The organism is Candidatus Arthromitus sp. SFB-mouse-NL (assembly GCF_000709435.1).
In the GTDB taxonomy this organism is placed as follows: Bacteria; Bacillota; Clostridia; order Clostridiales; family Clostridiaceae; genus Dwaynesavagella.
This window is the reverse complement of the sequence record NZ_CP008713.1, coordinates 43166-64623: the sequence shown is the minus strand read 5'-3', so window position 1 is coordinate 64623 and position 21458 is coordinate 43166. Positions and strand designations below refer to the sequence as shown.

12 protein-coding genes, 1 tRNA gene and 6 rRNA genes are annotated in these 21458 nt (G+C 35.1%); 8 read left to right on the top strand and 11 right to left on the bottom strand.

Annotation, left to right across the window (positions count from 1 at the left end; translation table 11 throughout):
- Position 1: 1 nt before the first annotated feature.
- Entirely contained in the window at positions 2-1111 is a 1110-nt protein-coding gene (locus tag SFBMNL_RS00305; protein ID WP_042293939.1) for a glycosyltransferase family 4 protein, read from the bottom strand.
- Between the two features lie 28 nt (positions 1112-1139).
- The gene (locus SFBMNL_RS00300; RefSeq protein WP_042293938.1) at positions 1140-2255 is read right to left on the bottom strand and encodes a glycosyltransferase; all 1116 of its coding nucleotides are present in this window, start codon (positions 2253-2255) and stop codon (positions 1140-1142) included.
- A 168-nt stretch (positions 2256-2423) separates the two neighbouring features.
- On the opposite strand from SFBMNL_RS00300, the gene SFBMNL_RS00295 reads away from it, so the two are divergent.
- The 4 genes from SFBMNL_RS00295 to SFBMNL_RS00280 all read left to right on the top strand — a co-directional run bounded on the left by SFBMNL_RS00295 (position 2424) and on the right by SFBMNL_RS00280 (position 6035).
- A complete protein-coding gene (locus SFBMNL_RS00295; RefSeq protein WP_042293937.1) occupies positions 2424-3476 on the top strand; it encodes an acyltransferase family protein in 1053 nt (350 codons plus the stop codon).
- 76 nt (positions 3477-3552) lie between these two features.
- Entirely contained in the window at positions 3553-4554 is a 1002-nt protein-coding gene (locus tag SFBMNL_RS00290; RefSeq protein WP_042293935.1) for an LCP family protein, read from the top strand.
- 50 nt (positions 4555-4604) lie between these two features.
- The gene (locus SFBMNL_RS00285; RefSeq protein WP_242838763.1) at positions 4605-5363 is read left to right on the top strand and encodes a M15 family metallopeptidase; all 759 of its coding nucleotides are present in this window, start codon (positions 4605-4607) and stop codon (positions 5361-5363) included.
- Between the two features lie 429 nt (positions 5364-5792).
- Complete coding sequence (locus SFBMNL_RS00280) at positions 5793-6035, top strand: AbrB/MazE/SpoVT family DNA-binding domain-containing protein (protein WP_005807651.1); 243 nt, start codon at positions 5793-5795, stop codon at positions 6033-6035.
- Positions 6036-6056: 21 nt separating this feature from the next.
- Here the strand turns inward: SFBMNL_RS00280 and rsmI are convergent, their stop codons facing one another.
- Positions 6057-6887, bottom strand: a complete 831-nt coding sequence (gene rsmI / locus SFBMNL_RS00275) for a 16S rRNA (cytidine(1402)-2'-O)-methyltransferase (RefSeq protein WP_005807653.1) — start codon at positions 6885-6887, stop codon at positions 6057-6059.
- A gap of 115 nt (positions 6888-7002) precedes the next feature.
- Here rsmI and SFBMNL_RS00270 point away from each other — a divergent pair, with 115 nt between their 5' ends.
- Positions 7003-8361, top strand: a complete 1359-nt coding sequence (locus SFBMNL_RS00270; RefSeq protein WP_042293930.1) for a lipid II:glycine glycyltransferase FemX — start codon at positions 7003-7005, stop codon at positions 8359-8361.
- 25 nt (positions 8362-8386) lie between these two features.
- Here the strand turns inward: SFBMNL_RS00270 and rrf (SFBMNL_RS00265) are convergent.
- From rrf (SFBMNL_RS00265) to SFBMNL_RS00250, 4 genes are all read right to left on the bottom strand, one after another.
- Positions 8387-8503: ribosomal RNA gene (gene rrf, locus SFBMNL_RS00265) — 5S ribosomal RNA — on the bottom strand.
- A 55-nt stretch (positions 8504-8558) separates the two neighbouring features.
- Positions 8559-11452 (bottom strand): 23S ribosomal RNA (locus SFBMNL_RS00260).
- 182 nt (positions 11453-11634) lie between these two features.
- A 16S ribosomal RNA gene (locus SFBMNL_RS00255) occupies positions 11635-13154 on the bottom strand.
- The 16S, 23S and 5S rRNA genes sit together here, the layout of an rRNA operon.
- 164 nt (positions 13155-13318) lie before the next feature.
- A complete protein-coding gene (locus tag SFBMNL_RS00250; protein WP_042293927.1) occupies positions 13319-14086 on the bottom strand; it encodes a tRNA threonylcarbamoyladenosine dehydratase in 768 nt (255 codons plus the stop codon).
- Between the two features lie 122 nt (positions 14087-14208).
- Here SFBMNL_RS00250 and SFBMNL_RS00245 point away from each other — a divergent pair, with 122 nt between their 5' ends.
- The 3 genes from SFBMNL_RS00245 to SFBMNL_RS00235 are packed head-to-tail and all read left to right on the top strand — an operon-like array spanning position 14209 to position 16508.
- Positions 14209-14919, top strand: coding sequence for a 5'-methylthioadenosine/adenosylhomocysteine nucleosidase (locus tag SFBMNL_RS00245; RefSeq protein WP_042293925.1), 711 nt, complete (start codon positions 14209-14211; stop codon positions 14917-14919).
- Complete coding sequence (locus SFBMNL_RS00240; protein WP_042293924.1) at positions 14916-16166, top strand: DUF1576 domain-containing protein; 1251 nt, start codon at positions 14916-14918, stop codon at positions 16164-16166. Before SFBMNL_RS00245 ends, SFBMNL_RS00240 begins: the two co-directional genes overlap by 4 nt.
- Complete coding sequence (locus SFBMNL_RS00235; protein ID WP_042293923.1) at positions 16167-16508, top strand: hypothetical protein; 342 nt, start codon at positions 16167-16169, stop codon at positions 16506-16508.
- 29 nt (positions 16509-16537) lie between these two features.
- Here SFBMNL_RS00235 and SFBMNL_RS00230 read toward each other — a convergent pair.
- The 4 genes from SFBMNL_RS00230 to SFBMNL_RS00215 form a co-directional block, all read right to left on the bottom strand.
- Positions 16538-16613, bottom strand: a tRNA-Lys gene (locus tag SFBMNL_RS00230).
- A 5S ribosomal RNA gene (rrf, locus tag SFBMNL_RS00225) occupies positions 16614-16730 on the bottom strand.
- Positions 16731-16785: 55 nt separating this feature from the next.
- Positions 16786-19679 (bottom strand): 23S ribosomal RNA (locus tag SFBMNL_RS00220).
- 182 nt (positions 19680-19861) lie between these two features.
- Positions 19862-21381 (bottom strand): 16S ribosomal RNA (locus tag SFBMNL_RS00215).
- Positions 21382-21458: the final 77 nt, after the last annotated feature.

Below are 21458 nucleotides of genomic sequence, written 5' to 3'. Positions count from 1 at the left end.
TTTAAACTCCCTTCATAATCTCATTATATATCTTAATTGTCTCATTTGCACATTTTCTCCATGAATATTTATTTAACGTATAATTATAATCATAAGATTCATTTTGATTATTTGATTTAAAAATTCCATTTAATATACTTGAGAGATATTTATAATCTTTCGGTGGAAAATACTCAGAAGAGTCACCTAGAACTTCTTTAAGACATGTTACATCAGAAACAATAGTTCTTACACCATAACTCATAGCTTCAAGTGGTGGTAATCCAAATCCTTCATAAAGAGAAGGATAAACAAACACACTAGCATTTTTATACAAAAACTTCAACTCATCATCATTTACTTTTCCAGTAAAAACGATTCTATCAGAAAGATTCAAATCACAAACCAAGTAATGAATAGATTCATACATCCATCCATTACTCCCGGCAATAACTAACTTAATATTTTCTTTGTTATCTATTTCATTAAAAGCCTTAATAAGTGTATCTATGTTCTTTCGCGGAGAAATTGTGCTAACCGTTAAGATATATTTACATACAAGTAATTTTGATATTTTATCAGAAATATTTTTATCACATATGCTACTATTACTCAAATTATTAAATCCATTGTACACAACATTTACCTTTTTCTCTATACCTTTATAATATCTAAGCAATTCATTCTTTGTAAAATTAGTTATTGATATAATTTTATTAGCCTTTTTAACTGATAAATTAGTCATCATATTCTTCCAAATTAAAGTTTTCTTTGTAAAAACTCCAGTTAATGATTTAAAAGCTAAGTCATGTACTGTTATAACTATTTTTTTACTATTCAAAAATAAAGGCGACATACTATCCGGATAATGTACTATGCTACCCCTATATTTCTCAGAAATAAGCTTAGGTATATATACTTGCTCAAACAAATTTCTATCCTTAGAATTTTTTATATTCTTAAATATTATCAAAGATTTAGAATTAACAAACTCATAATCTTTAATATCCTCTTCTCTTACTATAATTTTAATATCATCTTTCAATTGAAAATATAACTCTTTAGATAATTCAAAACTATATCTACCAATACCTGCGCTAATAGACTTTTGAAGTGCATTAAATAAAATCATACGTCGTCTCCCAAATTAATGTATATTTTTATAGAACTACCCATTTTTTATTATTCTTAAATTCGTCTACCTTATCATATACAAAATTACTTATCTTATGTTTAAAAATATCTTCATCAAAACTTTCAGCATGAGCTCTTATTTCATTAGGATTAAATTCTATTTTACAAAACTTATCTATAGCTGATTTTAAAGAATTTACCGTGTGGTCTTCAAAAAACAAGCCTGTTTTTTCATCAATAATAGTCTCTAAGGCTCCTCCTTTACCATATGCTATAACTGGAGTACCACTGCATTGTGCCTCTAATGATGTTATACCAAAATCTTCCTCACCTGGAAATAAAAAACCTCTAGCCTCTCCATAATATTTTTTCACGACATCATCTGGCTGCCTTCCAAGAAATTTTATATTATCTCGTTTAACTTTATTAACTAGTTTCTCTTTCAATGGTCCATCACCTATAATTACCAAAGGTATATTGAGATCATTAAAAACTTCAATGGCTAGATCTACCCTCTTATATTCCTGTAGTCTAGATACTATTAAAAAATAATCTTGTTTTTTTTCACACGCTTTGAAAAATTTACTCCTTACAGGTGGATGTATGACAACACTCTCTCTTCTATAGTGTTTCCAAATTCTATTCGCCACATTTTTAGAATTGGCAATAAAATAATCCACTCTATTAGATGAAGCATTATCCCAAATCCTCATGTAATTCATTATGTATTTTATAATACTTTTTTTAAATTTACCTAAATTTTCTATATACTCATAATAAAATTCCCATCCATACCTCATAGGCGAATGACAATAACATATATGACAAGTATTTGGATTAGTTACAACCCCTTTAGCACACGAAGAACTACTACTTAATATAACATCATACTTGTTTAAATCAAATGTTTCAAATGCTGTTGGCATTAATGGCAAAAATTTTCTATGATCTCTTCGTGCAGATTTTAAATTTTGAAGAAAAGATCCATATATATTCGCATCCTTAAGTATACCTTCTAACTTATCTCTATTATAAACACTAGTATATATCGGAGCGTCTTCGAATACTTCTAAGAAATTTGTGATAACTCTTTCAGCCCCTCCCATAAACGGTAACCAATCATGCACTAAAGCAATATTCATAAATTCACTCCTATTTTTTCCATTTAATCCTAGTATTCTCTATTATAATAAAAAATAAAATATATTTCATAAAAATGTTGATATTTTTTATTATTTTATGTAAAAGTATAGTAATTAGTTTAAAATAAATATCATGTTTAACTCAACTATACTTAAGGAGACATTTGAATGATATCGAAAAAACAACAATCAAATATAACTCTTATTGAATTCAGTTATTTAAGAGGATTTGGTATATTCTTAGTTGTACTTGGCCACTCATTTCCATACATAAAAGACATAAATACACCAATATATAACTATATTCATTCTCTTATTTATTCATTTCATATGCCATTATTTTTTATGATCTCTGGTTTTTTTGCAAATAAACTTTTTAAAATAAAATCCTTAAAAGATTTTAAATCATTTATTTTATCTAAATTTAAAAAACTACTAATACCTTATTTTATAATAAGTACATTAACTATACCTATAAAACTCATTTTAAATAAATTTTCAGAAAGACCTTTAGTATTCTCTGAAACTATAAAAGATATACTATTTTTCCCTTGGAATAACCCTATAATATTTTTTTGGTTCATATATGTACTATTCTTTATGTTTCTATTTGCCCCAGTACTAATAAAAATAAATAAATATTTAGTGCTAACAATACTACTTGCTATGTCAATCTTAACTATAGATAACATAGAGTTTTTGGCTATATCTACCATATTAAAATATTATATATTCTTCTTTATAGGACTCTACATATATCCAGTATACATGAATTATAGAAATAAAATTTTAAATATTAATCTAAAACAATATAGAAATATACTATTTATACTAATACCACTTATCTTATTCTTATTGAATTTTAACATTGATTACAATTCATTAAATGTATTTTATAAATATTTAACAAATATTTTATTTATTTTAAAGAGCCTATTGGGAATATACGTATCTTTTATAATATGTATATTACTCTATAAATTTAGACATATTAAGCTAGTATCAAATACATTTGATACTCTAAATAAGTATAGTTTTGATATATATTTATTATCTTGGTTTCCACAAATATTCACAAGAATACTATTACTCCAATTATTAAATTTAAATTATAACCTTGTAGTTATAATATCATTCTTAATAGGATTTTCTCCTATTATTGTAAGTAAATTTATCCTTAGAAAATCCAATATATTGAAAAAATTTATATTAGGTATATGAATTATATAAATAAGTTTTATTTATGCTATACTTATGATATACTTTAACAATTAATTGATTATTAGAGGTAAGTCAAATGTTCAATAATATTCCAAAAGATACCAAAAAAATAATTAGGGTATCGACATATTTACTTATTATTATTATTTTATTCATAGGTGGATTCTTTACAGGCAAAAGCTTAAAACTTTTATCAAAAATTGCTCCTGAAACTCAACTAGATAAGAGTTCTATAGGACTAGATGATACAATAATGGATTCAGAATTTCTAAACAATAAAATTATAACTCTTGCTTTATTCGGATTAGATAGAAGATCAAAAGATGAAATACCAAGATCTGATGCAATAATGCTTGTTACAATTGACACCTCAAGAAAAAAAATTAAACTTATATCTGTAATGAGAGATCTTTATGTAAATATAGATGATGTTGGAAAAGACAAATTGAATCATGCCTATTTTTATGGAGGACCCTCATTGTCTCTCAAAACACTTAATGATACATTTAATATAAATGTTGAAGATTACATCTCAGTGGATTTTTTCAGTTTACCTAATATTATAGATGACCTAGGTGGAATTGAATTAGATATAAAAAAATATGAAATAGATAACTTAAATCAATACATAAAGGAAAATCAATATTTATTAAATATCTCTGGAGAACATGTAATAAAGGAAGAAGGTCTTCAAATACTTTCTGGAATACAGGCGCTTTCATATGCCCGCATAAGAACTGCTGGAGACGGAGACTTTGAGAGAACAGAAAGACAAAGAAAAGTAATAATGGCAATGATAGAGAAAGCCCAATCAATTTCACCATTAAAACTATCAAAATTATTGGAAAAAAACATAGATGCCATAGAAACTAGCTTATCATTAAATAAAATACTTTCAATTGGTGCAAACTTACTTTTAAACAAATATACAATTGAACAAGTTCGTATTCCTTTTGAAGGAGATTATGATGATGGTGGTAAAATTATAAATGATATTTGGTATCTGACTTTCGATAGAAACAAGACAATGGAAAAATTACAAAATTATATTTACAATGATATATTATATTCAGAATAAAACTATGTAAAATTACATAGTTTTATTTTTTTTATGCAAAATATGCATAGGTGATAATATTGAATTTTATTAATAAAATATCTATAATTATACTATCATTTGGTATCATCTTGATAAGCGGTGGACTATATTATACACATGAATCATTAACACAAATTGATAAAAAAATTATGATCAAAAATTTTGAAAATACTAAAGAATATTCATACAACTATGATGTATCTATAAATGGTCTTAGGTTATTAAATTCCTTTCATCATGAAATGATTTTGGATATTAGATATGCATCTAAAAATAATTTTACACATAAAGTACTCTATGATGCAGACGCATGTATACTACAAGAAAGCACTCTAAAAAAATTGTTAGACGCACAAAATGAATTTAAATCTCTTGGATATAAAATAAAAATCTGGGATGCTTATAGACCATTTTACATTCAAAAAATATTATGGGATATAGTTCCAAATAGTAATTATATAGCTAATCCATATACTGGTGGTTCCAATCATAATAGGGCATGTGCTGTAGATGTTACATTAACTGATTTAAATGATATAGAAATAGACATGCCTACTGATTTTGATAATTTTTCAGATAAAGCACACAGAAGTTATATAGGTGCATCTGAAACACAAATTAGAAATGCAGAATTATTAAAAAATATAATGATAAAACACGGTTTTAAACCAATATACACTGAATGGTGGCATTTTGATGATACTAATTATTCTAATTACCCTATAATTAATATTAGCATAAATGAATATCTTCAAATTATGAATAATAAATTGAGAGGAGGTGAATAAAAAATGAAAATAAACGTTTCTAATGATACTTGTGAACTATTAAAAGCTCAATTATCAAAAAAATCTAAAAAATATATAAGGATTAATGTGGCTGGATTTGGATGAGGTGGTCCTGCTTTTGGAATTGTTCTGGAAGAACAAATAAATAATAATGATATTGTTGTTAATATAAACGATTTAACTATAATTGTTGATAGTGAATTTGAAGAATTTTTAGATGATTCTACTATATCTCATTCTAAAAACTTCATGGGAACAACTTTTAAAGTTAAGTCTAAACATTCATCATGTTAAAATAAAAGCTATATCTTAAAGATATAGCCTTTTTTGTCGTTTTTTGTACTGTAAAATGTTGACAATTATTTTAAAAAAATGTATATTTATGTTTATAATTCATAATTAATAATTATTTAATTTAGGAGGATTTAAATGAAAGCAACTGGAGTTGTTAGAAAAGTAGATGAACTTGGACGTATTGTTATTCCAATAGAACTAAGAAGAACTCTTAATATAGGAGAAAAAGATTTACTCGAGATATATGTAGATAAAAATCACATAATACTTAAAAAATATGAACCTGCATGCATATTCTGTGGTAATTCTAAAGATATAAGTACATTTAAAGATAAAAATATATGTAAGACATGCTTATCAGAAATAAACAATGTGTAGTACAAAACCTCACTTTAACATTTATGTGAGGTTGATTTCATTTGTAATTAAATTATATACATAATTTTTCTTAAGATTGTATTCATTACATATCTTCCTTATATTATCTTTATTTGTTATACCTAGCTTCCTATTCTTTATAAACTCTTCTATTATACAATTATCTTCTATGGCCTCGATCTTCACATTATTTTCTATACAAATTATACATTCTCCTTTAATCTCATTACTTGAAAAATAATCTATAGAATCATCAATAGTACCTCTAAAGTTTTCTTCAAACATCTTTGTCAATTCTCTTCCTATGTATATACGAGTTTCTCCTCCAAACTCCTCCCTAAACATATTCAGAGTTTTTATTAATCTATGTGGTGATTCATAAATTACAAGAATAGTTTTAATACTTTTCATTAAATCTACCCTATCTTTTAACTTCTTAGATTCTCTTGGTAAAAAACCTATAAACGTAAACATCTCATTATTAAATCCACTCAGTATTTTACCATTTATAACAGCGCAAGCCCCTGGAATAACATCTACACTTATACCTTCCTCTATACATCTATTGACAAGAATTTGACCTGGATCACTTATACAAGGCATACCAGCATCACTTATCATAGCATACTTAACACCACACTTAATCTCCAATACAATCCTATCTAATAATTTAAATTCATTAAATTTATGGTAAGATATCAGTTTCTTCTTTATACCATAATAGTTTAAAAGTTTAAGAGAACACCTAGTATCTTCACATAGTATAATATCACATTTATTAAATATCTCTATAGCTCTATAAGTAATATCCTTCATATTTCCTATTGGAGTTCCTACTATATATAAAACCATATAAATCCTCCCATATAAATTAATTTATAAAGATTATATTATAATTCTCTTTTATTGAAAATGTTTTTTTTTTACTATATACTATTAACTGACTATAATTGGAAGGAGTTCTTAAATGGCTTATACATTTAGAGAAGGTAGTCCTGAAGAGTTAAATAACTTTTCATTTAATTCTACTAAAGGTCATATCTTCCAAACTACATATTGGGGAAGCTTTAAAAAAGAATGGACAAGCAAATCAATATTAGGATTAGATAACAAAAACAATATTGTATTATCTTGTATCATACTAACAAGAAATTTGCCAATATTAAATAAAAATATAGGATATATACCTCGTGGTTTTGTATGTGACTATAAAAACTTTTCTCTTCTAGAAGAATTTACTTCATACCTTAGAACATACTCTAAAAATAATAAAATAGCCTTTATTACAATAGATCCCGATATACATATTAGGGAAAATACTAATGACATAATTGAAAATAAAGATATTATATCAAATCTTAAAAAACTTGGGTATATTGAAAATAGTTCAAAAAATTTCGAGAATATTCAACCTAATTTTGTATTTAGATTAAATTTAAATACAAAATGCGAAAATAAAACAAACGATGAAATCAAACTAGATATATTAAATAGTTTTTCAAGTAAAGCAAGATACAATATAAAAATTGGAATTGAACGTGGACTCAGTGTTGAAAGCTACACTTTCAATACACTAAAAGAAAATAAACTTGATATATTTCAAGAACTTATGAATATAACAGGTAAGCGTGATAATTTTATAGTCAGAAAAAAAGAATACTTCTTAGATATGCTAAAAACTCTAAATCCTTATTGTAAACTCTATCTAGTAAAATATTCATATGAAACTGATAAAAATAATATTTACAAGAAACTAAATAACTGTAAAATTACTTTAGATAATATAAAATTAAAATTAATAAATTTAAAAGAATCCTTAAACTCTACAACAGATGAAAAAAAGATCATTAAAATTAAATCTAAAATAGATAATAAAAATAAAGAAATAAAAAACAATGAACTTCAATTAACGTCACTTGAAAATAAATTAAATACAATTTCTGTATATAAAAATAAAGAAATCTACTTATCAGGTGCAATATATTTAACCTGGGGTAATAAGGCTTGGTATCTATATGGAGCATCCCACAATATTTTAAGGGATACAATGCCAAATTTTTTAATGCAATATGAAATGATTAAAGATAGCATAGATAATAACTGCTATATATATGATTTTAGAGGTGTTTCTGGAGATTTAAATGAGGATAATCCATTATATGGACTATATAGATTCAAAAAGATGTTTAATGGCGATTTTGTTGAATTTATAGGAGAATATACATTAATTTCAAATAAAAATATATATCTACTTTTCAAAAAAATATTTCCTAAATTCAAGGATATCAGAAATTCTATATTTCAAAAAAACAACAAAAAGAAGTAAGAGCGATGCTCTTACTTCTAAAACAAACTGGCAATGACTTACTCTTCCATAGGGGTAACCCTATAGTACCATCAGCACAGTGTAGCTTAACCTTCCTGTTCGGTATGGATAGGGGTGTTGCCTACACGTTATAATCACCAGATATTGAGAAATATTTTAATCTCTCAAAATTGTATATAAATAATATATTGCTAATTTTGGTCAAGCCCTCGACCTATTAGTATAAATCAGCTAAATATGTTACCATACTTACACCTTTTACCTATCAACCTTGTGTTCTTCAAGGGGTCTTACTAGCTTACGCTATGGGAGATCTTATCTTAAGGTGGGCTTCACGCTTAGATGCCTTCAGCGTTTATCCCTTCCTAACTTAGCTACCCAGCCGTGCTCCTGGCGGAACAACTGGTTCACCATTGGTTAGTCCATCCCGGTCCTCTCGTACTAAGGACAGCTCCTCTCAAATCTCCTGCGCCCGCGACGGATAGGGACCGAACTGTCTCACGACGTTCTGAACCCAGCTCGCGTGCCGCTTTAATGGGCGAACAGCCCAACCCTTGGGACCTACTTCAGCCCCAGGATGCGACGAGCCGACATCGAGGTGCCAAACCTCCCCGTCGATGTGAACTCTTGGGGGAGATCAGCCTGTTATCCCCGAGGTAGCTTTTATCCGTTGAGCGATGGCCCTCCCACGAGGTACCACCGGATCACTAAGTCCTACTTTCGTACCTGCTCCACTTGTAGGTGTCGCAGTCAAGCTTCTTTATGCCTTTACGCTCTACGAAGGATTTCCATCCCTTCTGAAGAAACCTTTGAACGCCTCCGTTACTCTTTTGGAGGCGACCGCCCCAGTCAAACTGCCCATCTAACAGTGTCCTGTACCCAGTTCATGGATCCCAGTTAGAATTTCAGCAATATCAGGGTGGTATCCCAACATCGACTCCTCTAAATCTGACGATCTAGATTCCCAGTCTCCCACCTATCCTGTACAAATATTACCAAAACTCAATGCTAAATTACAGTAAAGCTCTACGGGGTCTTTCCGTCCAATCGCGGGTAGCAAGCATCTTCACTTGCACTACAATTTCGCCGGATTTGCAGTTGAGACAGCGCCCAAGTCATTACGCCATTCGTGCGGGTCAGAACTTACCTGACAAGGAATTTCGCTACCTTAGGACCGTTATAGTTACGGCCGCCGTTTACTGGGGCTTAAGTTCACTGCTTCTCTTACGATAACAGCTCCCCTTAACCTTCCAGCACCGGGCAGGCGTCAGCCCCTATACTTAAGCTTTCGCTTTTGCAGAGACCTGTGTTTTTGATAAACAGTTGCTTGGGCCTATTCTCTGCGACCATATCTCTATGGCACCCCTTCTCGCTAACTTACGGGGTCAATTTGCCGAGTTCCTTAACTGCAATTCTTCCGCTGGTCTTTGGATTCTCACCTCGCCTACCTGTGTCGGTTTGTGGTACGGGCACTAATTATCTACCTAGAAGTTTTTCTCGTCAGTGTGAAATCAGATACTTCAACTCATTCGTCTCCCCATAAAGAATCAACTTAATCGCATATATGGATTTGCCTCTACATGCTATCTCTTCTCTTAGACCAACCTCCATCTGTTGGCTATCCTATCCTTCTGCTTCCCTCCATCGATCAATCAATAATTAGTGGTATCGGAATATCTACCGATTATCCATCACTTACGCCTTTCGACCTCAGCTTAGGTCCCGACTTACCCTGGGCGGACGAACCTTCCCCAGGAAACCTTAGGCTTTCGACCATTAGGATTCTCACCTAATTCTCGCTACTTATGCCAACATTCTCTCTTGTATAAAATCCACTATTGCTCCCGCTTTAGCTTCAACTCTTATACAACGCTCCCCTACCAATGTTTCCATTCCACAGCTTCGGTGATGAGTTTTAGCCCCGTTTATCTTCGGCGCAGAAACTCTCGACTAGTGAGCTATTACGCACTCTTTAAATGAATGGCTGCTTCTAAGCCAACATCCTAGTTGTCTTAGAATCTCCACATCCTTTACCACTTAACTCATACTTTGGGACCTTAGCTGGTGATCTGGGCTTTTTCCCTTTTGTCCAAGAATCTTATCACTCTTAGACTGACTGCTAATAAACAAATATAGGCATTCGGAGTTTAATAAGGTTCGGTAACCTTACGGCCCCTAGCCCATTTAGTGCTCTACCTCCTATATTCTATGTATTAACGCTAGCCCTAAAGCTATTTCGGGGAGAACCAGCTATCTCCGAGTTCGATTGGAATTTCTCCGCTATCCACAATTCATCCCATGGTTTTTCAACACCAACGTGGTTCGGTCCTCCACGAAGTTTTACCTTCGCTTCAACCTGATCATGGATAGGTCACCCGGTTTCGGGTCTACAACATGCAACTATTCGCGCTATTAACACTCGATTTCTCTTCGACTACAGTCCTTAAGACCTTAATCTCGCTACACATCGTAACTCGTTGGCTCGTTCTACAAAAAGCACCTCATCACACATATTACGTGCTCTGAGCGGTTGTAAGCACACAGTTTCAGGTTCTATTTCACTCCCCTCCCGGGGTTCTTTTCACCTTTCCCTCACGGTACTACTCCTCTATCGGTCATCAGGTAGTATTTAGCCTTGGGTGGTGGTCCACCCTGCTTCCCACAAGGTTCCTCGTGTCTCGTGGTACTCTGGGTAAGTCTCTCTCAATTTCAGTTTTAAATTACGTGGCTATTACACTCTTCGGCTTAGATTTCCATCTATATTCATCTAACCTACTCTCTCAATTATAGACCCCCTCAACCCCCAAGTTTCCTTGGGTTTGGGCTCTTCCCCTTTCGCTCGCCACTACTTAGGGAATCGATATTTCTTTCTCTTCCTACAGGTACTTAGATGTTTCAGTTCCCTGCGTCTACCTTCTAATAACTATTAATTCATTACTAGATACATAGTCTCTCACTATGTGGGTTCCCCCATTCGGAAATCTACGGATCCATGACTATTTGCGTCTACCCGTAGCTTATCGCAGCTTATCACGTCCTTCATCAGCTCCTGATGCCAAGTCATCCTCTGTGCGCTCTTAGTAGCTTGACCTATTTTTCTTTCTATATTCTTCCAGCTCTTAAATTACTATTGCTAATAATTTAACTTGCTACCTTTCGCATCTTTACTATTTATATACAATTTTCAAAGATCTATATCCTTAAGTAACCTTCCAATTATAGGTCACTCACAATTGAATAGGAAAAAAGTTATCCACTTCTTTCTTTCCTTAGAAAGGAGGTGATCCAGCCGCAGGTTCTCCTACGGCTACCTTGTTACGACTTCACCCCAATCACTGACCCCACCTTAGACTGCTGCCTCCTATATGGTTAGCCCACAGGTTTCGGGTGTTGCCAACTCTCATGGTGTGACGGGCGGTGTGTACAAGACCCGGGAACGTATTCACCGCGACATTCTGATTCGCGATTACTAGCAACTCCATCTTCATACAGGCGAGTTTCAGCCTGCAATCCGAACTGAGATGAGTTTTATAAGTTTTGCTCACTATCACTAGCTTGCTTCTCTCTGTTCTCACCATTGTAGCACGTGTGTAGCCCTAAACGTAAGGGGCATGATGATTTGACGTCATCCCCACCTTCCTCCTAGTTAACCTAGGCTGTCTCGCTAAAGTGCTCAGCTTAACCTGTTAGCAATTAACAACAAGGGTTGCGCTCGTTGCGGGACTTAACCCAACATCTCACGACACGAGCTGACGACAACCATGCACCACCTGTATCCTTGCTCTTGCGAGCTTCCCTCATTACAAGGTAATTCAAGGTATGTCAAGTTTAGGTAAGGTTCTTCGCGTTGCTTCGAATTAAACCACATGCTCCGCTGCTTGTGCGGGTCCCCGTCAATTCCTTTGAGTTTTAATCTTGCGATCGTACTCCTCAGGCGGGGTACTTATTGCGTTTGCGACGGCACGAATTGTTATTCACAACCCACACCTAGTACCCATCGTTTACAGCATGGACTACCAGGGTATCTAATCCTGTTTGCTCCCCATGCTCTCATGCCTCAGCGTCAGTTACAGTCCAGTAAGTCGCCTTCGCCACTGGTGTTCTTCCTAATCTCTACGCATTTCACCGCTACACTAGGAATTCCACTTACCTCTCCTGCACTCTAGTTAAACAGTTTTATATGCTTTCTACAGGTTAAGCCTATATATTTAACATATAACTTGTTTAACCGCCTACGCATCCTTTACGCCCAGTTATTCCGAACAACGCTTGCCACCTACGTATTACCGCGGCTGCTGGCACGTAGTTAGCCGTGGCTTCCTCTGCAGGTACCGTCCTTCCTCTTCCCTGCTAACAGAGCTTTACAATCCGAAAACCTTCTTCACTCACGCGGCGTTGCTGCATCAGGGTTTCCCCCATTGTGCAATATTCCCCACTGCTGCCTCCCGTAGGAGTATGGACCGTGTCTCAGTTCCATTGTGGCCGTTCATCCTCTCAGACCGGCTACACATCGTCGCCTAGGTAAGCCTTTACCTCACCTACTAGCTAATGTGCCGCAGACTCCTCCTATACCAATAAATCTTTCACTACATAATCATGCAACTATATAGCTATATGCGGTATTAATCCAACTTTCATCGGGCTATCCCCCAGTATAGGATAGATTATCTACGTGTTACTCACCCGTTCGCTGCTAAGCTATATAAAGCAAGCTCCATATATCTCCGCTCAACTTGCATGTGTTAGGCACGCCGCCAGCGTTCGTCCTGAGCCAGGATCAAACTCTTATCCTTCTCCCAGTCTCTCAAAATTAACGTTGACTTCTTCTCTTCATTCCTTTTCCCTATCCAATTGTCAATGATCTATAATCCATCTAACCTTCCTCCTGGCTGTCCCACAGCCAACTCACTCATATTACCAAACTTCATACCACCATGTCAATACCTTTCTACACATTTTACCTAAATTCTTTGTCTAAAAATGTATTAATAACTTCTCCTGCTAATATAAATCCTGCTACTGGTGGAACAAATGAAATACTTCCAGGTATTTGTCTTTTATTAGTGCAACTTCTTCCATTATCATAATTGCATACACATCCCGTCATACAATTAACCACTTCATTCATTTTAGGTTTCTTCGGTATCTCTTCAGAAAAAACTACTCTTAACTTTTTTACCCCCCTTTTTCTAAGTTCATATCTCATAACTTTACACAAGGGACAATTTTTGGTTTCATATATATCTGCAATCTTAAATTTAGTTGGATCCAGTTTATTGCCAGTTCCCATACAACTAATCAAATTAATATTGTTTTTTTCACAATATTCTGCTAATGCAATCTTTGCTGTCACTGTGTCTAAGGCATCTATAACATAATCAACTTCACTTTCTATAAAATCTGCTATATTATCTTTACTAACTGTCTTTATAATTTCAGTAACATGAATTTTTTTACTTATACTTTCAATTCTTTCCTTCATAGCACTAGTCTTAAATTTACCAATTGTTTTATAAATAGCATGAAGTTGTCTATTTAAATTAGTCAAACAAACTGTATCATCATCAACTATAACAATATTTCCTATACCAGCCCTTGCTAAAGCCTCAACACTATAAGATCCAACTCCACCAAGACCTAATACAACAACTTTCTTACTCCTTAAATTTTTCAACGCTCCAGTTCCTATAATTAATTCCATTCTCGATAGCCCATGTTGAATCATACAATAATCACCTCTACAAACTAAATTCTTACTTGCATATTCTAACATAAAATATATTTTTCTTGTATATACAATCTATATTTTATTATAATTTATTTAAAAATAATTAAAGGAGGATAATAATGAAAATAGGAATAGTATGTGCTATGCAAGAAGAATTTGAACTCATATCAAATGATATAAAAGACAAATCAATAATCAAAAAATTAAATTTAGAGTTTATCTCAGGAAATCTAAATGGAAAGAAAATCATTGGAGTTATTTGTGGAATTGGTAAAGTTAATTCAGCTATATGTACACAAATTTTAATTTCTGAATTCAAATGTACACATATTATAAATAGCGGTGTTGCAGGCGGAATTAATAAGAATATTAAATTTAAAGATGTTGTCATTGCAAATGATCTAATACAACATGATGTCAATATTTGTAATTTTGGATATAAATTAGGAGAAATACCTAACATTGGTACCTATTCATTTAAATGTGATGGTTACTTAGTGGAATTAGCTAAATCTATATGTGAAGATATTTCTAAAAATAAAGCTGATTTTAAATTCCACATAGGAAGAATAATAACTGGAGATCAATTTATATCTAACGATGAAATATCAAATAAACTACAAAATGAATTTAACGCACTTGCCTGTGAAATGGAAAGCGCTGCAATAGCTCAAACATGTTATCTTAATAATATTCCATATATAATTATAAGATCAATATCAGACAATGGTGGTAATATTGCTGGAGATGAATTCTATAAATTTTTGAAAGATGCATCAAAAAATTCTTATCTAATATTAAAACAAATAATTAGTCGCATGGAAAAATGAACTACAAATTAAAATTCAATAAAAAATGTCTAGATGTATACATTATACATCTAATTATTTTCTTATTTATAGGACTCGTTGGAATATTCAGCACACCATATAAAGATCTTTTTATAGGTATAAAAAAAATTATTACCACTCGTAGCATACTTCTTACAGACTATATGTATGTAAGTGGTATTGGAGCAACTCTATTAAATGCATCTATAACCTCATTATTAATTTTAATGATATATAAAATTAATAAAACAAAACCAAATGGATCAATGATAATGTCATTGTGGTTAACACTTGGATTCTCGATGGTTGGCAAAAATTTTATAAATATTTGGCCCACAATAATAGGAGTGTACTTATATTCTAAAATTCAAAAAGACAGTTTTTCTAACTATGTACTCATTGCAACTCTATCTACATCTCTCTCTCCAATCTCTAGTGAACTGTTTGAAATATTAAATCTTAATTCTTATATAACTCTATTACTTTCCATATCAATTTCTATATTAATAGGTATGATACTACCTCCGTTGGCTAAATTTACACTTAAAATGCATCAAGGATATAATTTATACAATGTTGGATTTGCAAATGGATTAATCACTGTATTAATTATATCAATACTCAATTATTTTGGAATAGAAATTAAACAAAATTTATTATGGAGTACTGAATATAAAACCATTTCACTATTTTTAGTAATCAGCTTAATAATATTTTTAACATCTCTTGGAATTAAAAAATTTCATTTATCAAAACTAAGTAATATATTACGACACTCAGGTAGAACTATAACAGACTTTTACTTAATGTATGGCAATTCTTCCTATCTAAATATGGGTATACTTGGTATCATATTTTTATCATATATAGTCATAGTAAATGGTGATTTAAATGGACCTACAATAGCACTATTATTTTGCATAATTGGTTTTGGAGCAATTGGAAAACATCCACTAAACACAATCCCTTTAGTTCTTGGAGTATCATTCACAGCGTACATAAGCAATATACAATTAAATACACCAACAACAATATTAACAAGCTTAGGTTCAACAGCTCTCGCTCCAATATCAGGTCAATTCGGGATAATAATAGGTTTTATAACTGGATGTTTACATCTAATATTAATGAAATATATTGGACATTTAAGTGGTGGAATCAACTTATATAATAATGGATTTATTGCGGGTATCCTTGCAATAATACTAATTCCAATAATAGATGGTTTTAAAAAGGGAGATATTTAAATGAAACACGCAAGACAAAGAAATACTAGAATAGCTGAAGAGCTTATATTATTAGCATATAGATATGGAGCAAAAGATATAAATCTAAACATAAAAAACAGAGAATCTACAACAATAATAATTATGGAGGCTAGCGAAATAAATATAGAAAAATCCAAACTTGAATTAATCAATAAACTTTTAAATGTGCCAAGGTGCTCAGAAATGGAAGAATATTATTGGAATTTAACAGGAGAATCTGATGTGGATTGCGAATTATCATTAATAGGAGTTATGACAGATTATGTCAAAGTAAATTTAAAAAATAATATATTAAAAATAGAATTATACAGAAACAAATAAAAAGAGGTAAAAACTTACCTCTTTAAAATTGGTGATTCGTCGGGGACTCGAACCCCGGACACCATGATTAAAAGTCATGTGCTCTACCACCTGAGCTAACGAACCAACTGGCAATGACTTACTCTTCCATAGGGGTAACCCTATAGTACCATCAGCACAGTGTAGCTTAACCTTCCTGTTCGGTATGGATAGGGGTGTTGCCTACACGTTATAATCACCAGATATTGAGAAATATTTTAATCTCTCAAAATTGTATATAAATAATATATTGCTAATTTTGGTCAAGCCCTCGACCTATTAGTATAAATCAGCTAAATATGTTACCATACTTACACCTTTTACCTATCAACCTTGTGTTCTTCAAGGGGTCTTACTAGCTTACGCTATGGGAGATCTTATCTTAAGGTGGGCTTCACGCTTAGATGCCTTCAGCGTTTATCCCTTCCTAACTTAGCTACCCAGCCGTGCTCCTGGCGGAACAACTGGTTCACCATTGGTTAGTCCATCCCGGTCCTCTCGTACTAAGGACAGCTCCTCTCAAATCTCCTGCGCCCGCGACGGATAGGGACCGAACTGTCTCACGACGTTCTGAACCCAGCTCGCGTGCCGCTTTAATGGGCGAACAGCCCAACCCTTGGGACCTACTTCAGCCCCAGGATGCGACGAGCCGACATCGAGGTGCCAAACCTCCCCGTCGATGTGAACTCTTGGGGGAGATCAGCCTGTTATCCCCGAGGTAGCTTTTATCCGTTGAGCGATGGCCCTCCCACGAGGTACCACCGGATCACTAAGTCCTACTTTCGTACCTGCTCCACTTGTAGGTGTCGCAGTCAAGCTTCTTTATGCCTTTACGCTCTACGAAGGATTTCCATCCCTTCTGAAGAAACCTTTGAACGCCTCCGTTACTCTTTTGGAGGCGACCGCCCCAGTCAAACTGCCCATCTAACAGTGTCCTGTACCCAGTTCATGGATCCCAGTTAGAATTTCAGCAATATCAGGGTGGTATCCCAACATCGACTCCTCTAAATCTGACGATCTAGATTCCCAGTCTCCCACCTATCCTGTACAAATATTACCAAAACTCAATGCTAAATTACAGTAAAGCTCTACGGGGTCTTTCCGTCCAATCGCGGGTAGCAAGCATCTTCACTTGCACTACAATTTCGCCGGATTTGCAGTTGAGACAGCGCCCAAGTCATTACGCCATTCGTGCGGGTCAGAACTTACCTGACAAGGAATTTCGCTACCTTAGGACCGTTATAGTTACGGCCGCCGTTTACTGGGGCTTAAGTTCACTGCTTCTCTTACGATAACAGCTCCCCTTAACCTTCCAGCACCGGGCAGGCGTCAGCCCCTATACTTAAGCTTTCGCTTTTGCAGAGACCTGTGTTTTTGATAAACAGTTGCTTGGGCCTATTCTCTGCGACCATATCTCTATGGCACCCCTTCTCGCTAACTTACGGGGTCAATTTGCCGAGTTCCTTAACTGCAATTCTTCCGCTGGTCTTTGGATTCTCACCTCGCCTACCTGTGTCGGTTTGTGGTACGGGCACTAATTATCTACCTAGAAGTTTTTCTCGTCAGTGTGAAATCAGATACTTCAACTCATTCGTCTCCCCATAAAGAATCAACTTAATCGCATATATGGATTTGCCTCTACATGCTATCTCTTCTCTTAGACCAACCTCCATCTGTTGGCTATCCTATCCTTCTGCTTCCCTCCATCGATCAATCAATAATTAGTGGTATCGGAATATCTACCGATTATCCATCACTTACGCCTTTCGACCTCAGCTTAGGTCCCGACTTACCCTGGGCGGACGAACCTTCCCCAGGAAACCTTAGGCTTTCGACCATTAGGATTCTCACCTAATTCTCGCTACTTATGCCAACATTCTCTCTTGTATAAAATCCACTATTGCTCCCGCTTTAGCTTCAACTCTTATACAACGCTCCCCTACCAATGTTTCCATTCCACAGCTTCGGTGATGAGTTTTAGCCCCGTTTATCTTCGGCGCAGAAACTCTCGACTAGTGAGCTATTACGCACTCTTTAAATGAATGGCTGCTTCTAAGCCAACATCCTAGTTGTCTTAGAATCTCCACATCCTTTACCACTTAACTCATACTTTGGGACCTTAGCTGGTGATCTGGGCTTTTTCCCTTTTGTCCAAGAATCTTATCACTCTTAGACTGACTGCTAATAAACAAATATAGGCATTCGGAGTTTAATAAGGTTCGGTAACCTTACGGCCCCTAGCCCATTTAGTGCTCTACCTCCTATATTCTATGTATTAACGCTAGCCCTAAAGCTATTTCGGGGAGAACCAGCTATCTCCGAGTTCGATTGGAATTTCTCCGCTATCCACAATTCATCCCATGGTTTTTCAACACCAACGTGGTTCGGTCCTCCACGAAGTTTTACCTTCGCTTCAACCTGATCATGGATAGGTCACCCGGTTTCGGGTCTACAACATGCAACTATTCGCGCTATTAACACTCGATTTCTCTTCGACTACAGTCCTTAAGACCTTAATCTCGCTACACATCGTAACTCGTTGGCTCGTTCTACAAAAAGCACCTCATCACACATATTACGTGCTCTGAGCGGTTGTAAGCACACAGTTTCAGGTTCTATTTCACTCCCCTCCCGGGGTTCTTTTCACCTTTCCCTCACGGTACTACTCCTCTATCGGTCATCAGGTAGTATTTAGCCTTGGGTGGTGGTCCACCCTGCTTCCCACAAGGTTCCTCGTGTCTCGTGGTACTCTGGGTAAGTCTCTCTCAATTTCAGTTTTAAATTACGTGGCTATTACACTCTTCGGCTTAGATTTCCATCTATATTCATCTAACCTACTCTCTCAATTATAGACCCCCTCAACCCCCAAGTTTCCTTGGGTTTGGGCTCTTCCCCTTTCGCTCGCCACTACTTAGGGAATCGATATTTCTTTCTCTTCCTACAGGTACTTAGATGTTTCAGTTCCCTGCGTCTACCTTCTAATAACTATTAATTCATTACTAGATACATAGTCTCTCACTATGTGGGTTCCCCCATTCGGAAATCTACGGATCCATGACTATTTGCGTCTACCCGTAGCTTATCGCAGCTTATCACGTCCTTCATCAGCTCCTGATGCCAAGTCATCCTCTGTGCGCTCTTAGTAGCTTGACCTATTTTTCTTTCTATATTCTTCCAGCTCTTAAATTACTATTGCTAATAATTTAACTTGCTACCTTTCGCATCTTTACTATTTATATACAATTTTCAAAGATCTATATCCTTAAGTAACCTTCCAATTATAGGTCACTCACAATTGAATAGGAAAAAAGTTATCCACTTCTTTCTTTCCTTAGAAAGGAGGTGATCCAGCCGCAGGTTCTCCTACGGCTACCTTGTTACGACTTCACCCCAATCACTGACCCCACCTTAGACTGCTGCCTCCTATATGGTTAGCCCACAGGTTTCGGGTGTTGCCAACTCTCATGGTGTGACGGGCGGTGTGTACAAGACCCGGGAACGTATTCACCGCGACATTCTGATTCGCGATTACTAGCAACTCCATCTTCATACAGGCGAGTTTCAGCCTGCAATCCGAACTGAGATGAGTTTTATAAGTTTTGCTCACTATCACTAGCTTGCTTCTCTCTGTTCTCACCATTGTAGCACGTGTGTAGCCCTAAACGTAAGGGGCATGATGATTTGACGTCATCCCCACCTTCCTCCTAGTTAACCTAGGCTGTCTCGCTAAAGTGCTCAGCTTAACCTGTTAGCAATTAACAACAAGGGTTGCGCTCGTTGCGGGACTTAACCCAACATCTCACGACACGAGCTGACGACAACCATGCACCACCTGTATCCTTGCTCTTGCGAGCTTCCCTCATTACAAGGTAATTCAAGGTATGTCAAGTTTAGGTAAGGTTCTTCGCGTTGCTTCGAATTAAACCACATGCTCCGCTGCTTGTGCGGGTCCCCGTCAATTCCTTTGAGTTTTAATCTTGCGATCGTACTCCTCAGGCGGGGTACTTATTGCGTTTGCGACGGCACGAATTGTTATTCACAACCCACACCTAGTACCCATCGTTTACAGCATGGACTACCAGGGTATCTAATCCTGTTTGCTCCCCATGCTCTCATGCCTCAGCGTCAGTTACAGTCCAGTAAGTCGCCTTCGCCACTGGTGTTCTTCCTAATCTCTACGCATTTCACCGCTACACTAGGAATTCCACTTACCTCTCCTGCACTCTAGTTAAACAGTTTTATATGCTTTCTACAGGTTAAGCCTATATATTTAACATATAACTTGTTTAACCGCCTACGCATCCTTTACGCCCAGTTATTCCGAACAACGCTTGCCACCTACGTATTACCGCGGCTGCTGGCACGTAGTTAGCCGTGGCTTCCTCTGCAGGTACCGTCCTTCCTCTTCCCTGCTAACAGAGCTTTACAATCCGAAAACCTTCTTCACTCACGCGGCGTTGCTGCATCAGGGTTTCCCCCATTGTGCAATATTCCCCACTGCTGCCTCCCGTAGGAGTATGGACCGTGTCTCAGTTCCATTGTGGCCGTTCATCCTCTCAGACCGGCTACACATCGTCGCCTAGGTAAGCCTTTACCTCACCTACTAGCTAATGTGCCGCAGACTCCTCCTATACCAATAAATCTTTCACTACATAATCATGCAACTATATAGCTATATGCGGTATTAATCCAACTTTCATCGGGCTATCCCCCAGTATAGGATAGATTATCTACGTGTTACTCACCCGTTCGCTGCTAAGCTATATAAAGCAAGCTCCATATATCTCCGCTCAACTTGCATGTGTTAGGCACGCCGCCAGCGTTCGTCCTGAGCCAGGATCAAACTCTTATCCTTCTCCCAGTCTCTCAAAATTAACGTTGACTTCTTCTCTTCATTCCTTTTCCCTATCCAATTGTCAATGATCTATAATC

Coding starts and splice junctions, on each gene's coding strand:
- rsmI (WP_005807653.1), bottom strand. CDS start 6,887: ATGGTTTTATATATAGTAGGAACTCCAATAGGAAATATGAAGGATATT.
- SFBMNL_RS00280 (WP_005807651.1), top strand. CDS start 5,793: ATGAAAGCAACTGGAGTTGTTAGAAAAGTAGATGAACTTGGACGTATT.
- SFBMNL_RS00270 (WP_042293930.1), top strand. CDS start 7,003: ATGGCTTATACATTTAGAGAAGGTAGTCCTGAAGAGTTAAATAACTTT.
- SFBMNL_RS00250 (WP_042293927.1), bottom strand. CDS start 14,086: ATGATTCAACATGGGCTATCGAGAATGGAATTAATTATAGGAACTGGA.
- SFBMNL_RS00305 (WP_042293939.1), bottom strand. CDS start 1,111: ATGATTTTATTTAATGCACTTCAAAAGTCTATTAGCGCAGGTATTGGT.
- SFBMNL_RS00235 (WP_042293923.1), top strand. CDS start 16,167: ATGAAACACGCAAGACAAAGAAATACTAGAATAGCTGAAGAGCTTATA.
- SFBMNL_RS00295 (WP_042293937.1), top strand. CDS start 2,424: ATGATATCGAAAAAACAACAATCAAATATAACTCTTATTGAATTCAGT.
- SFBMNL_RS00245 (WP_042293925.1), top strand. CDS start 14,209: ATGAAAATAGGAATAGTATGTGCTATGCAAGAAGAATTTGAACTCATA.
- SFBMNL_RS00300 (WP_042293938.1), bottom strand. CDS start 2,255: ATGAATATTGCTTTAGTGCATGATTGGTTACCGTTTATGGGAGGGGCT.
- SFBMNL_RS00290 (WP_042293935.1), top strand. CDS start 3,553: ATGTTCAATAATATTCCAAAAGATACCAAAAAAATAATTAGGGTATCG.
- SFBMNL_RS00240 (WP_042293924.1), top strand. CDS start 14,916: ATGAACTACAAATTAAAATTCAATAAAAAATGTCTAGATGTATACATT.